The sequence below is a fragment of the Pseudarthrobacter phenanthrenivorans Sphe3 genome, from assembly GCF_000189535.1.
Lineage (GTDB): Bacteria > Actinomycetota > Actinomycetes > Actinomycetales > Micrococcaceae > Arthrobacter > Arthrobacter phenanthrenivorans.
This window is the reverse complement of sequence record NC_015145.1, coordinates 3,515,124-3,528,049: the sequence shown is the minus strand read 5'-3', so window position 1 is coordinate 3,528,049 and position 12,926 is coordinate 3,515,124. Positions and strand designations below refer to the sequence as shown.

Sequence of the window (12,926 nt, the reverse complement as noted above, 5' to 3'; positions counted from 1 at the left end):
AAAACGAATGTAGTTTCCCGTAGCAACTACCCTATGCGATGGCGTGAGGCGATTCACAGTAATTGGGGTCCACAAAAAGGGTGGGCCAGTTATTGCGGTCCGCAATAAGGGCGGACCGTCCCTACTGTGCTGTCAGCTGCGGGACGTGAGGGTAAGCAGGACAGCTTCGGGCTTGCAGGCGATCCTTACCGGGGCGAAGCGTGAGGTGCCGATACCGCCCGAGACGTTCACCGGCGTCGTACGTCCGTTGCTTGTCCAGTCATTCAGGCCTTTGGCCCGCCACGTGGGGAGGTCGCAGTTGGCCACCAGCGCACCATAGCCGGGGATGCAGAGCTGTCCGCCATGGGTATGTCCGGCAAGAAGGAGGTCGGCGCCGTCCTCGGTGAAGTGGTCGAGCACCCGCTGGTAGGGCGCGTGGATGACAGCGACCTTGAGGTGGTCCGCGGCGTCCTGGTTCACTGTTCCGCGGGGCCAGCCGGCGTACTTCTCGCGCTTCAGATGGGGATCGTCCACGCCGGAGAAATCAAAGCGGATGCCGTTCAGCACCAGGGACTGGTGGCGGTTGGTCAGGTCCACCCAGCCGCCCATGCCGAAGCCGGAACGCAGCCGCGGCCAGTCAAGCACCTTGGGCTTGGGCTTCGCCGTGGACGGACCCAGCAGGTAGGAAGCGGGATTCTTCAAGCTGGGAGCGAAGTAGTCATTGGAGCCGGGAACGAAGACGCCGGGGAACTCCAGCAGCGGGCGCAGGGCAGCCAGAAGCGGGTCAACCGCCTTCACATGGCTGAGGTTGTCGCCGGTATTGGCCACCAGGTCAGGCTTGAGGTCTGCCAGGGACTGCAGCCACGCAGCCTTCTTTTTCTGCCCCGGGACGAAATGGATATCGCTCAGGTGCAGGATCCGGAAGGGGCCGTGTCCCGGCGGCAGGATGGCCAGGGACTCCTCACGAAGGACGAACTGGTCTTTCTCCCACAGGCCGTATCCGAAAGCGGCCACTCCGGCGACAGCCCCGGTTCCGGCGGTGACGGCGAAGCCGCGCCCGATGGTTCGGGCGCGGCTGGCGAGGGTGCTGCTGGACAGCATCCGGTTAGTCGTCATTGTTGCCGTTGCCGTTTCCGTTGCCGTTGTTGGTCGGCTGCGGAGCGGGTTGCGGAGCTGCCGGTGCCGGTGCCGGCGCGCGGGTAGCCTGCGGCGCCGTGGTGGCCGGGGTGGTGCTCCGGGTGGTTCCGTTCAGGAGGTTGCTGGGCGGGGCGGGGAAGGGCTCGGTGCCGTAGGCCGGTGCAACCCGGGACATGAAGTTCGAGAACATCGGGCCGGCAATCATGTAGCCGTCGATGCCCGGGTAGAACTTTCCGTTCACCGTGATGTTCTGGCCTGAACGGTCCTGGGCGCCCAAGGCATCACCGAACCAGGCGGCAGTGGCCAGGCCCGTGGTGTGGCCAACAACCCACGTGGAACCGTTGTTATTCGACGTACCGGTCTTCGCACCGATCGGGAAGCTGGTGCGGGTGGAGATCCGGGGCTGGATCAGCGAACCGGAGCCACGGTTCAGGACTTCCTGCAGCGCGTAGTTCACGCCGCGGGCAACCTCGGGCTTGACCGCGTCCCGGCAGCTGGTGGACTGTGCCGGCAGCGTGGCGCCGGTCTGGTCCGTCACCGAGGTGATGGCGATCGGTTCGCAGTACTTTCCGTCATTTGCGAACGTGGCGAACGCGCTGGCCATTGTCAGGGGAGCCGTCTGGGTGGATCCCAGCAGGTTGCCCAGGGTGGACATGTTGATCTTCGGGTTAGGGTCCCCGTCCGCCGGCAGGCCGCCGTGAAGTCCCGTTGCGTCAACAATCTTCTGGATGCCGCAGAAGTCCAGCTGAGCGGCGGAGGCGAACGTCACGGTGTTGATGGAGTTGTACAGGCCCTCGAGCACGGACAGCGGGCGGTACCACTGCGGTTCGGCGTTCTGCAGGTCATCAGCTGCGCCGAGTGCCTTCTGTGCCGTGTTGTACGCGCCGGTGACCTGGCCGCAGGAGTTCCGCCACGGGAAGTTCAACGGGTAGCGGCGCTGGGCCGCATTCACCACGGTGTTCATGGACTTGCCCTCGTTGAGCCACTGCGCGAACGTGAACGGCTTCATGGTGGAGCCGGGCTGGGCGCCGCCGAGGCCGTTCAGGTCGTTCCCGTCCTTGTCCAGCTTGTCCACGTTGAAGTTCACCTGCGAGTCGAAGGCACCTTCAGCCGGCAGGAACGAGGTGTTCTGGGCCATCGAGATGATCTTGCCGCTGTTCGGCTGTACCGAAACCATGGCGGCACCCCACTTGTCCGGGTTGGCGCCGGCGGAGGCGTTTACCTGCTCCTGGGCCACAGCCTGGGCATTCGGGTCCAGCGTGGTGGTGATGGTCAGGCCGCCGCCGTAGATCAGGCGCTGGCGTTCCTTGAGGTCCTCACCATAGGCCGGGTTGTTTTCCAGCAGGTGCAGCACGTAGTCGCAGAAGTACGGGGCGGTGGACGCGTAGGCGCAGCCTTGGCGGGCCGGGGTGACCTTGGTTTCCACGGGAGTGGCGACTGCGGCCTCGTAATCGGCCTGGGTGATCTTGCCCTGGTCCCGCATGAGCGTCAAAACCAGGTCGCGGCGCTGCTTGGAGCTCTCCGGGTTGTTGATCGGGTCGAACGCGGACGGGCTGTTCACCAGGCCTGCCAGCAGCGCGGCCTGGGGGAGCGTCAGGTCCTTGGCGGAGGTGCTGAAGAAGAACCGGGACGCAGCCTCGACGCCATAAGCGTCCCGGTTGAAGAACACGATGTTCAGGTAGCCCTCAAGGATCTGCTCCTTGGAGAACTCCTTTTCCAGGGCGATGGCAAGCTTCATTTCGCGGAGCTTGTCACCCACGCCCTTGTTCACGCCATTGAGCTTGATCTGGTCCTCGTTGCCCTCGGCGGCGAGGTTGGCGTTGAGGACGTTGTTGACATACTGCTGCGTGATGGTTGAGGCGCCCTGCCGGTTACCGCGCGCGGTGCTGACCAGCGCACGGAGGATACCGGTGGTATCAACGCCGCCATGATCGTAGAAGCGGCTGTCCTCAACCGCGATGACGGCTTCCTTCATGAACGGCGAAATCTGGTCCAGGGCAACCTTGGTGCGGTTCTCCGTATAGACGCTGGCGATCTCGCTGCCGTCCGCGGCCAGGATCCGGGTGGTCTGGTTGGGCGGATCAACCTTAAGTTCAGCAGGAAGGGTGTCGAAGAACTCGATCGAACCGCTGGCTGCGCTGCCTGAAACGGCCGCCGCGGGAACCAGCAGGCCTGCTACCAGGACACCGCAAATTGCACTCACGCCAAGGAAAACGAGGATCTTACCAAGGGTGGTGGCAGTGTCGAATAATGGGTTCGTACGAGTCGCCATGTTTTCCACTTTACCGGCAAGGACTAGTCTTTCTCTCATGACCAAATGGGAGTACGCGACGATTCCGCTCATTATTCACGCCACAAAGCAGATTCTCGACCAGTGGGGAGACGACGGCTGGGAGCTCGTCCAGGTGGTCCCTGGACCGGACGGAAACGGCCTGGTGGCCTACCTGAAGAGGGAGAAGCAGTAGCATGAGCACCTCCGCAGAGGCCCAGTCCGGCGCGGCAGCAGCGCCCGTTTCCGCCGTCGAACAGCGGCTTGCAGACCTTGGCCTCACTCTCCCCGAGGTGGCTGCACCGGTGGCTGCCTATGTCCCTGCCGTCATCTCCGGCAGCCACGTGTACACGTCCGGGCAGTTGCCTTTTATTAATGGCAAACTCCCAGCTACGGGAAAAGTGTCTGCAGGAACCGAGGGCTTCGCGGACGAGCCCACGGTTTCCCCCGAAGACGCGAAGCAGTACGCTGCGCTCTGTGCAGTCAACGCCCTGGCAGCCGTCAAGAGTGTTATTGGCGATCTTGACCGCATCACCCGGATCGTCAAAGTTGTGGGCTTCGTCTCCTCCGACCCCTCCTTCACCGGACAGCCGGGCGTCATCAACGGCGCCTCGGAATTGCTGGGCAGCGTCCTCGGTGACGCCGGCCAGCACGCGCGTTCCGCCGTCGGCGTCTCCGTCCTGCCGCTCGATTCTCCGGTAGAGGTCGAACTGATAGCCGAATTCAGCTAGGACCGGTCGTTTCCCTTGCCTCACCTAGCCCGACGGCTCTTCGCACTTCCCCAGGACCTTGAAGGGGCGGCGCAGAGCTGGCTCGAACACGGCGAACGGACGCCTCGCGCGGCCCGTCTCGCCTCCTCCGTGGTCCTGTTGCGTGATTCCCCCAGGGGGCTGGAAACCTGGCTGGCCTACCGGCCGGGTTCCTCCCCGCTGGGGGTGCTTGCGTTTCCCGGCGGCTCGCTGGATGCGGCCGACGACGACCCCGTGGGCTGGCTGGGCCCCTCACCCCAGCATTGGGCTGAGCAGATGGGAACGGACGACGTCGGGCTGGCGCGCCGCCACGTGCTGGGCGCCATCCGGGAACTCTTCGAGGAAACCGGCGTGCTGCTTGCAGGGCCGGACATGGCCGGCACGGTGGAAGCCACGTCCACGCCCGAGTGGATGCGTGCCCGGGTTGCCGTGGCCGAGCAGGAGAAGACGTTCCCGGAGATCCTGGCCAAGCGCGGGCTGTCCGTCAGGACGGACCTGCTGAAGTCCCTGGTCAACTGGCGCAGCCCCGATTTTGCGCACCGCCGCTTCGACACCCGCTACTTCGCTGCCACGGTTCCACTCAACCAGCAACCCACGCTCCTGGAGGGCAAAGGTGTCTGGGGCCGCTGGGTCAACGCGCCGGAGGTCATCGCCCAGCGCGATACCACCGCCCTCGGGGACGAGGTGGGCCAGGAAAACACCGTGGGCCGCACCCTCGGCGAACTCCTGGTTCCCGGGTCCGAGATCATGCTCGAAAAAATGGCCATGGCGAACGGCTGCATTGCGTATCTCAGTTACAAACGCAAGGCCCATGTGTACCAGCCAACCCTGGTGGAAGAGGACGGAAAGCTGATGCTCGAAGTCGAGGCCGCCAAGACCACAGCCGACGACCCCCAGCGCGAACGCTAGATCCTGCGCAACGTGGAATAGGGGCGGCTGGGCAATGTTCCTGCAGCCCAGGGCTGGACCGAGGGCTCGGGCGGAATCCCGCCCCGGCCGTCCTTCACCACCAGGACCACCGTGCCGATCATCGCGGCAAGGGAAGCCAGGCCCAGCAGGATCAAAACAACAGCCATCGCGGCGGACATTGCCATGCACCTCTGGTCCAATTTTACCGCCGGGCAGCCTTCAGCGGCGGGCCTGGCCCCGTCGTCCGAACCTGTCCTCCCCCCGCGATCCTCTCTCACTTGATGCCGCTTTTCCTGAAACGCTCTCTCACTCGATGCGGCTTTTCCTGAAACGCTCTCTCACTTGATGCCGCTTTTCCTGAGACGCTCTCTCACTCGATGCGGCTTTTCCTGAGACGCTCTCTCACTTTCTGACTCGTTGACGGGCCATCCGGTGTCCTTAGCTTCAGGAATGGTCGGGGAGACGGCTTGGAGGTGATAGATGGTTGGGGAAAAACCGGCGTGAAGTGATAGAGCGTTGGAGAAATACGCGCATTAGGTGAGAGAGCGTCGGTGGGGGCATGCAAAAGGCCGCCCCGTGGGGCGGCCTTTGTGCTGCGGAGACTAGCGGGAGCGCTGGCGGAGGCGCTGCATGTCCAGGATGACGACGGCGCGGGCTTCAAGGCGGAGCCAGCCGCGCTGGACAAACTCGGCGAGGGCCTTGTTCACGGTTTCGCGGGAAGCGCCCACCAGCTGCGCCAGTTCCTCCTGGGTGAGCTCGTGGGCAACCAGGACGCCGTCGGTAGCCGGCCGGCCGAAGCGGTCAGCCAGGTCCAGGAGGGCCTTTGCCACACGGCCCGGCACATCGGAGAAAACGAGGTCGGACAGTGAGTCGTTGGTGCGGCGCAGGCGCCGGGCGAGGGCCTGCAGCAGCTGGGCCGAGACCTCCGGGCGGGTGCGGAGCAGTGTGTTAAGGCTCTCGTTCTTGAGGCCGGCCAGGCGGGTTTCCGAGACGGCGGTTGCCGTGGCGGTCCGGGGGCTGGGGTCGAACAGGGCCATTTCACCAAAGAGCTCACCCGGGCCGAGGATGGCCAGCAGGGACTCGCGGCCGTCAGGAGAGGTCCGGCCAAGCTTCACCTTGCCGGAGACGATGAAGTACAGCTGGTCACCCTGGTCGCCCTCACGGAATACCGAAGCGCCGCGGGACAGGTCCACCTCGGTGAGCTCATCCGTCAGCAGGCGGAATGCGTCGTCGTCCAGCGTGGCGAAAAGGGGTGCTCGGCGCAGTACCTCGATGTCCATGAAATCTCCTGAATAAAAGTGTCGGCTGTGGCGCTTGTGCCATTGTTTCAGAATTTTCAAGGTTCTGTGACGAACTTGGCAGGCAAAACGCCCTGATGGAGGGCCGAAAGGGCCGGGCCGTCCCCTCCCCGGACTGCCGCAAGGGCGAAGGAGGTATTCAGAAAGCTGTCAGTATCGGCCATTAGAATGAAGGTTCAACTGCTTAATAAGGAGCCCTAGTGGTCGGCTTGACTGTCCTGGACTTTGTCCTGATCCTGGCCTTGCTGTCCTACCTTATCTACGGCCTCCGCAACGGTTTCCTGGTGACGGTGGGCGGCATCGCCGGGTTTGCTGCCGGAGCAGTCGCTGCCTTCTTCGCAGTCCCCCTTGTCAGTGGCTTCGTGCCGGACAGCGGGTGGCGGCTGACCGCCATCGTGGCCGCCGCCGTCGTCCTGGTGGTCCTGGGACATGGCTTGGGCACCATGGCGGGCCGGCACATCCGCGGCGCCGTGCGGATCCGGCCCCTGCGGGCGGTGGACCGCCTGGTGGGCGGTGCCGTGAACGTGGTGGTATCCGCCCTGGTGATGTCCATGCTGGCCTTCAGCATCAGCTCCCTGGGTGTGCCGGTGGTGTCCCAGCAGCTGGCCGAATCCAAGGTCATCCGCTTCATCGACGGGCTGACCCCCACGCCGGTCAAAGCCACGATGGCGCAGCTGCGCTCCACGGTGATCGGCAACGGCATTCCCACCCTCCTGGAGGGCCTGGAACAGGGGCCTGCCGTGCCGGTGCCCAACGCCAGCACTGACACTCCGGCCCTCAACCGGGCAGCGGAGTCAGTGCTGAGGATTGCCGGAACGGCCTACGAATGCGGACAGAACCAGACCGGCACCGGTTTCGTGGTTTCGGAAGACCGGGTAGTCACGAACGCGCATGTCGTGGCGGGCGTGTCGGAGCCGGTGGTGGAAATGCCGGACGGCGGAGCGATGCAGGGGCGCGTGGTCTACTTCGACACCAAGCACGATTTGGCGGTGCTGGCCGTGGATGACCTCCCCGCGAGTCCCTTGACGCTGGGCCCGGATCTTCCCGGCGGCAGCCCTGCCGCCTTTGCTGGATATCCGCACGGCGGCCCCTTCCAGTCGAAGCCGGCAACAGTGCAGGACATCACGACAGTGCTCGTGCCGGACATCTACGGCAACAACGCTTCTCCTGAGGAGATCTACCGGCTGGCGGGTGACGTGGAACCTGGGAATTCCGGCGGGCCGCTGCTGACCACTGAGGGCGCGGTTGCAGGGGTAATCTTCGCCAAGGCCACCTCCGACACGGACATGGGGTTCGCCATCACCATGGACGACCTTGGCCCCGTGGCGTCCCAGGCCGGATCGCTCTCCGCAGCCGTCTCCTCCGGACAGTGCATCCAGAAATAAGGCGCTGCAGCCGGCTAGAGAACCTCTGCGAGGTAGTCCACAGCCAGCCTGTAGCCGAACACACCCGCGCCCACGATCACCGCTGAGCAGACGGGCGACAGGAAAGAGTGGTGCCTGAATTCCTCCCGTTGGTGCACATTGGTGATGTGGACTTCGACGGCGGGAAACTGCACCGCGGCGAGGGCGTCACGCAGTGCCACGGACGTGTGCGTAAAGGCGCCGGCGTTGATGATGATCCCGGCGGCGTTGCCTCGGGCGGCGTGAATGGTGTCCAGGAGGACGCCTTCGTGGTTGGACTGGACGCATTCCACTGCGAAACCGTGTCCCCGGGCGGCTGAGGCAGCCAACTCCTCCACGTCGGCGAGGGTGGATGTCCCGTACTTCTCCGGCTCTCGGGTTCCCAGCAGGTTCAGGTTGGGTCCGTTGATCACCAGGATGGTGCCACGGCCGGTATCGGCGGCGGAAGGTTCAATCATGAAGCCCAATCTATCCGCTGGGCCGGGAGTGCCGCGCATTCTTACGGTGCTTGAATGCGCGGCACCTGATGAGGCAGTTCCGGAAGACCGCTCAGAGGGCGGTGAACTTCAGCAGCAGTGCGTGCTCCGGGTTGAGGACGGGCATCGGCAGGCCAACCTCGCCCAGGAAGCGGCCGTTGGCCACCGCCCCGTCCGCAAGCCAGGCCGGGGGCTGCACCTGCGTGAAGGTGTGGCCGTAGCCGGCGTCACCCGGGGCAGGGAAGATCGCCTCCACCCGGTAGTCGCGGTCCTGTTCAAGGCCCGGAATGGCCACCTTCCCGGGCTGCTCGGCGAAAGCGGTGCGCGTGCTGACAAAGGCGAACAGGGCCGCCGTCGTACCCGCTTCAGGTGAAGTGGCAGCCACGGTGCCGTGCAGCATCAGCGACTCGTCCGGAACATCCGCACGGACCATCCGTCCGCTGTGGATGAGGTCCCGGTGCTCCTTGTACAGGCCGATGAACCGCTTGAGCTGCTCCCGCTCTGCGCCGCGGACCTGCCGGACGTCCCATTCCATGCCGAAGTGCCCGAACAGTGCCGTGATGGCGCGGAAGGACAGATCGTGGGTGCGGGCAGTCGTGTGCGAGGTGGTGGGGCCGATGTGCCCGCCCACCAGCTCCGGCGGAACCACCAGCCCGGTCCAGCGCTGGATGCTCTGGCGTTCCAGCGCGTCGTTGCAGTCCGAGGCCCAGATCCGGTCCGTCCGCTCCAGGATCCCCAGGTCAACGCGTGCGCCGCCGGAGGAGCAGCTTTCAATTTCGACGCCGGGGTGCGCCTTCTTGAGCTCGTCGAGCAGGCGGTAGGCGGCGAGGGTCTGTTCATGTACCGAGGGGCGGCCGGCATGTCCGTGCTCCAGCAGGTCACGGTTCTGGTCCCACTTCAGGTAGCTGATGTTGTTTCCGCGCAGCAGGGCGTCGATGCGGTCGAAGATGTACTGCCAGGCTTCAGGATTGACCAGGTCGATCACGTGCTGGTTCCGCCATTCCAGAGGCAGCCGCCCGCCTTCCTTGTGGGACAGGGCTGCCGGGCCCACGATCCATTCCGGGTGCGCACGGGCGACGTCGGAGTCAAGGTTCACCATCTCGGGTTCAACCCAAAGTCCGAATTCCATGCCGCGGGAGGTGACGGCATCGATCAGCGGGGTCAGGCCTTCAGGCCACAGTGTCTCGTCCACGTACCAGTCACCGAGCCCGGCCTGGTCGTCGCGGCGTCCGCGGAACCAGCCGTCATCCAGGACAAAGCGCTCCACGCCAAGCTCCGCGGCAGAGTCCGCGAGTTCGATCAGGGTAGGTAGGTTGTGGTCGAAGTAGACGGCTTCCCAGGTGTTAAGCACTACGGGCCGCGGCTTGCCGCCGCCTGCAGTAGGGAGCACATGGTGCGGGCGGGACCGGAACCAGCTGTAGAACGCCTCGCTGATGCCGTCCAGGCCGCGGTCCGAATAGGCGGCGAAAAGGGTGGGGGTGGTGTAGGTGCCCTGCGGCTCAAGGACCACCTCGGCCGGACCCAGAAGTTCCGAGCCGCCGATCATGGTGCGGCCATCGCCGATGGTGTCCGTGAACTGCTCGTGGTTCCCGCTCCAGGCGAGGTGGGTAGCCCAGACCTTGCCGTGGCGGTTGCCGAAACCCGCGGTGCCGGCGGCGAACAGCAGGGAGGAGTCGTGGCCGGTGCGGCCGTGCCGGCCGGTCCGGACCCAGGTGCCCTGCTGGATGGCGCGGCGCTGCGGGTGGTTTTCCCGGCACCAGCGGCCGGTCAGGTCAAGGAGTTCGACGGCGGCCGGTGCCACCGGGAGGACGGTCGCCAGTTCATCCAGCTGGTAAGGGGTGGTGCCGTCATTGGTGAGCGTATGGCGGAGTTCCAACAGGCCGCCGTCGTGCAGCGCCAGGGTGGACTCCACACTGATGCCAGCCTCGGCGTCGGCCTGCCTGATTACCGCTGTGGCGCCGTCAGCGTGCGCCGCCACCGTGCGAAGGCGCGGGGAGAAATCCAGTCCGGAGACGCCGTCGGCAATACGGTGACCGCGGAGGCCGGGACGGCCGCGCCAGGCGGAGGAAGCCTGGGGCAGAAGGCCGGCCGGAACGGTGGCATCGATCGCGGAGTGGGGGACCGGCTCGCCGAGGATGGTTAGGTCCGGCAGGGTGCTGCCCAGATCAGCACCCCAGTGGATGACCTCGGCCTCCCCGCTGTGGAAGCTGATGACGAGGCTTGTTCCGGCGGAACGGAGGTGGAGGGGGTCCATAGGATCTCTTTCGGTGATAGAAGTGCGTCTCCGGGAGACGCAAAGATAGTTCAAGGGGTGAGTGGATGCCGCCGCCGCGAGGAGGTGACGGCGGCATCCAGCCGGTGGGCTGCGACCACATACGCAGCCACGGGTGGGGGCTACTTGAAGAGGGCGTTGACCTGTTCGTTGGCCTGGGTCAGCGAGCTGGCGGGTGCCTTGCCGGAGACGACGGCGTCCATGGCCGGCTCCATGATGCCCTTGACCTTGGCGGTGTTGTCCGTTATGGGGTACAGGAAGGTTGTTTTGTTCTTGACGTGCTCGGTAAACGCAGTGACGTCAACACCCTTGGCCTGGAAGGCCGCGGCGGCCTTCTCCGAGGACGCCTTGAGGGCGGGGAACACCACGGCCTTGGAGGCTACGACATCCTGGCAGTCGGCCGAGGCAAGGTATTCAACCCATTTGATGGCTGCGTCCTTCTTCTCGGTGCCGGCCCAGATGGAATCGGCCAGGCCGTTGAACATGGAGGCTCGCTCGCCTTTAGGGCCCACCGGAGTAGGGGCAATGCCTACTTCCACGCCCTTGTAACCGGTGTACTGGCCGATCATCCAGGAGCCGTGGGCGTTGATCGCGGACTTGCCTGCCGCGAAGGTGTCAGCCATGCTGGCGCCGACGGTGGTTTCAAGCTTGGGCATGTAGCCCTTGTTCGCCAGCCCGGCGAACCATTCCATCGAGGCCTGGAATTTCGGGTCGTCATAGTTGTACTTCGTGCCCCACGGGTTCTTGTCCGTGTGGGACCAGCCGGTGGTGTTGGTGAGGTAGCTCCACTCCGTCTGTCCGGAGGAGTCCCCGCCGCCGTTGAGGCCCAGCCCGTAAACGTCCACGTTGTTCTTGTCAAAGCCTGGCTCGTCACCACGCTTACCGTTCTTGTCCACGGTCAGGCGCGCGATGATGTCCTCATAAGTGCCGCCGTCTTCAGGATTCCAGGTCAGGTCCTTCATCTGGTCTTCGGTAATGCCTGCGCTGGCGAGCATGGCCTTGTTGTAGAAGAGGCCGATGGTGTCCCAGTCCTTGGGCAGGCCGTAGCGTTTGCCGTCTTGGCCTACCCAGAGGTCGGCGAGGCCTTCGTTGTATGCGGACAGGTCGATCTTGTCCTCCTCAACTGCGTCGTCGATGGCGAGCAGCTGCTTGTTCTCGGCCAGTTCGCCGTAGCGGCCCAGGTGGTTGGTGAAGACGTCCGGGGCCGTGCCGCCCACAAAGCCGTTGGTGAGGGTGGACCAGTAGTCGTCCCAGCCGCGCTGGATGATCTTGACCGTGATGTCCGGGTTGGCCTTGGTGAAGTCGTCTGCGCACTGCTGGTAGGCGGGGAGCTGGTTGGCGTCCCAGAGCCAGTAGCTGATCTCGCCTTTGGCGGACTCCTCGGAGGAGGAGCCACTGCAGGCGGAGAGGGAGAGGGCCACAGCTGCGGCAACGGCAACGGCGCCGAGGGATTTCTTCATGGTTCTACTTTCCGTTTAGGGGATGGGAGGAGCAGTTCTTGAATTAGCTACTTGATGCCGGAGAAACCGATGGAGTTGACGATCTTCTTGCCGAAGGCGGCAAAGAGGATCAGGACGGGCAGTGCCGAAATGAGGGTCGCCGCCATAAGGCCGGACCAGTCCGGAGCGCCCTGGGGGGACTGGGACTTGAAGACGCCAAGCCCCACCTGGAGGACGCGGACGTCGTCCTGGGAGCCAACCAGCAGTGGCCAGAAGTATTCGTTCCATTGGCCAATGAAGGTGAGGAGCGCCAGTGTGGCGATGGGGGCCGCCGCGTTGGGAAGCACTATCTGGAAGAAGATGCGGAGGTGCTTTGCGCCGTCGAGCATTGCCGCTTCCTCCACTTCACGGGACATGTTGAGGAAGAACTGGCGGAGGAAAAAGATGGCGAACGGCGTCATGAAGACGTATGGCAGGACCATTCCAAGCATGGTGTTGAGCAGGTCCAGGTTTTTGATCAGCAGGAAGTTGGGCAGGGCGGTGAAGATCGGCGGGACCAGCATGGTGCCAAGGAACAGGCTGAAGACCGCGTTCCGGCCCTTCCAGCGGAGCCGCGCAAAAGCGTAGGCGGCCATCGCGCTGAAGAAAACGGCGCCTGCGGTTGTGATGGAGGAGAAGACGATCGAGTTGCGCAGGTACAACCAGAAGTCGATGGCGGCGCCGGAGCCGCCTTCGGCCACGGCTTCAGCCGGTGACTGCAGGCCGAAGACCCGCTTGAAGGCGCCCAACGTGAATTCTGCCGGCAAGAGGCTGGTGGCGTTGGTGGCCAGAGCGTTGTTGGTGGACAGCGCCGTGCGCAGGACCCAGAGGAAAGGAAGTACTGAGACTGCGATGGCAAGGGCCAGGAGGGCCCAGGCGCCGGCGCGGCGGATGTTGAAGGGCCGACGGCGGGTCGCCGGCTTTGCCAGTGCGGTGCGGCTTGCGGTGGTGGTCAT

Annotated in this window: 12 protein-coding genes; 4 read left to right on the top strand and 8 right to left on the bottom strand. The window is 64.7% G+C overall.

The features are described 5' to 3' along the window. Positions 1 to 132: 132 nt before the first annotated feature. Together ASPHE3_RS16405 and ASPHE3_RS16400 are read right to left on the bottom strand one after the other, a co-directional pair. The gene (locus ASPHE3_RS16405) at positions 133 to 1,080 is read right to left on the bottom strand and encodes a metallophosphoesterase (protein ID WP_013602313.1); all 948 of its coding nucleotides are present in this window, start codon (positions 1,078 to 1,080) and stop codon (positions 133 to 135) included. A gap of 4 nt (positions 1,081 to 1,084) precedes the next feature. Then, positions 1,085 to 3,388, bottom strand: a complete 2,304-nt coding sequence (locus ASPHE3_RS16400; protein ID WP_041653138.1) for a transglycosylase domain-containing protein — start codon at positions 3,386 to 3,388, stop codon at positions 1,085 to 1,087. Positions 3,389 to 3,425: 37 nt separating this feature from the next. Here ASPHE3_RS16400 and ASPHE3_RS21875 point away from each other — a divergent pair, with 37 nt between their 5' ends. The 3 genes from ASPHE3_RS21875 to ASPHE3_RS16390 are packed head-to-tail and all read left to right on the top strand — an operon-like array spanning position 3,426 to position 5,043. Then, on the top strand, positions 3,426 to 3,581 hold the full coding sequence (locus tag ASPHE3_RS21875) for a DUF4177 domain-containing protein (RefSeq protein ID WP_003797879.1): 156 nt from the start codon (positions 3,426 to 3,428) through the stop codon (positions 3,579 to 3,581). Between the two features lies 1 nt (position 3,582). Then, a complete protein-coding gene (locus ASPHE3_RS16395; protein ID WP_013602311.1) occupies positions 3,583 to 4,116 on the top strand; it encodes a RidA family protein in 534 nt (177 codons plus the stop codon). A gap of 15 nt (positions 4,117 to 4,131) precedes the next feature. Then, complete coding sequence (locus tag ASPHE3_RS16390) at positions 4,132 to 5,043, top strand: NUDIX hydrolase (RefSeq protein WP_013602310.1); 912 nt, start codon at positions 4,132 to 4,134, stop codon at positions 5,041 to 5,043. Here the strand turns inward: ASPHE3_RS16390 and ASPHE3_RS16385 are convergent. Next, a complete protein-coding gene (locus ASPHE3_RS16385) occupies positions 5,040 to 5,228 on the bottom strand; it encodes a hypothetical protein (protein ID WP_041652298.1) in 189 nt (62 codons plus the stop codon). The two genes, ASPHE3_RS16390 and ASPHE3_RS16385, sit on opposite strands and share 4 nt — an antisense overlap. Positions 5,229 to 5,645: 417 nt before the next feature. After that, positions 5,646 to 6,323 carry a Crp/Fnr family transcriptional regulator gene (locus tag ASPHE3_RS16380; RefSeq protein ID WP_013602309.1) on the bottom strand — a complete coding sequence of 226 codons (678 nt, stop codon included), beginning with the start codon at positions 6,321 to 6,323 and terminating at the stop codon, positions 5,646 to 5,648. A gap of 218 nt (positions 6,324 to 6,541) precedes the next feature. On the opposite strand from ASPHE3_RS16380, the gene ASPHE3_RS16375 reads away from it, so the two are divergent. Further along, positions 6,542 to 7,726 carry a MarP family serine protease gene (locus ASPHE3_RS16375; RefSeq protein ID WP_013602308.1) on the top strand — a complete coding sequence of 395 codons (1,185 nt, stop codon included), beginning with the start codon at positions 6,542 to 6,544 and terminating at the stop codon, positions 7,724 to 7,726. 14 nt (positions 7,727 to 7,740) lie between these two features. Here the strand turns inward: ASPHE3_RS16375 and aroQ are convergent, their stop codons facing one another. The 4 genes from aroQ to ASPHE3_RS16355 form a co-directional block, all read right to left on the bottom strand. Further along, entirely contained in the window at positions 7,741 to 8,202 is a 462-nt protein-coding gene (aroQ, locus tag ASPHE3_RS16370) for a type II 3-dehydroquinate dehydratase (RefSeq protein ID WP_013602307.1), read from the bottom strand. 91 nt (positions 8,203 to 8,293) lie between these two features. Continuing rightward, complete coding sequence (locus ASPHE3_RS16365) at positions 8,294 to 10,474, bottom strand: alpha-galactosidase (protein ID WP_013602306.1); 2,181 nt, start codon at positions 10,472 to 10,474, stop codon at positions 8,294 to 8,296. 140 nt (positions 10,475 to 10,614) lie between these two features. Then, positions 10,615 to 11,952, bottom strand: a complete 1,338-nt coding sequence (locus tag ASPHE3_RS16360) for an ABC transporter substrate-binding protein (RefSeq protein WP_013602305.1) — start codon at positions 11,950 to 11,952, stop codon at positions 10,615 to 10,617. Between the two features lie 47 nt (positions 11,953 to 11,999). Then, the gene (locus ASPHE3_RS16355) at positions 12,000 to 12,926 is read right to left on the bottom strand and encodes a carbohydrate ABC transporter permease (protein WP_013602304.1); all 927 of its coding nucleotides are present in this window, start codon (positions 12,924 to 12,926) and stop codon (positions 12,000 to 12,002) included.

Coding starts and splice junctions, on each gene's coding strand:
- ASPHE3_RS16355 (WP_013602304.1), bottom strand. CDS start 12,926: ATGACCACCACCGCAAGCCGCACCGCACTGGCAAAGCCGGCGACCCGC.
- ASPHE3_RS16365 (WP_013602306.1), bottom strand. CDS start 10,474: ATGGACCCCCTCCACCTCCGTTCCGCCGGAACAAGCCTCGTCATCAGC.
- ASPHE3_RS21875 (WP_003797879.1), top strand. CDS start 3,426: ATGACCAAATGGGAGTACGCGACGATTCCGCTCATTATTCACGCCACA.
- aroQ (WP_013602307.1), bottom strand. CDS start 8,202: ATGATTGAACCTTCCGCCGCCGATACCGGCCGTGGCACCATCCTGGTG.
- ASPHE3_RS16385 (WP_041652298.1), bottom strand. CDS start 5,228: ATGGCAATGTCCGCCGCGATGGCTGTTGTTTTGATCCTGCTGGGCCTG.
- ASPHE3_RS16405 (WP_013602313.1), bottom strand. CDS start 1,080: ATGCTGTCCAGCAGCACCCTCGCCAGCCGCGCCCGAACCATCGGGCGC.
- ASPHE3_RS16380 (WP_013602309.1), bottom strand. CDS start 6,323: ATGGACATCGAGGTACTGCGCCGAGCACCCCTTTTCGCCACGCTGGAC.
- ASPHE3_RS16400 (WP_041653138.1), bottom strand. CDS start 3,388: ATGGCGACTCGTACGAACCCATTATTCGACACTGCCACCACCCTTGGT.
- ASPHE3_RS16395 (WP_013602311.1), top strand. CDS start 3,583: ATGAGCACCTCCGCAGAGGCCCAGTCCGGCGCGGCAGCAGCGCCCGTT.
- ASPHE3_RS16360 (WP_013602305.1), bottom strand. CDS start 11,952: ATGAAGAAATCCCTCGGCGCCGTTGCCGTTGCCGCAGCTGTGGCCCTC.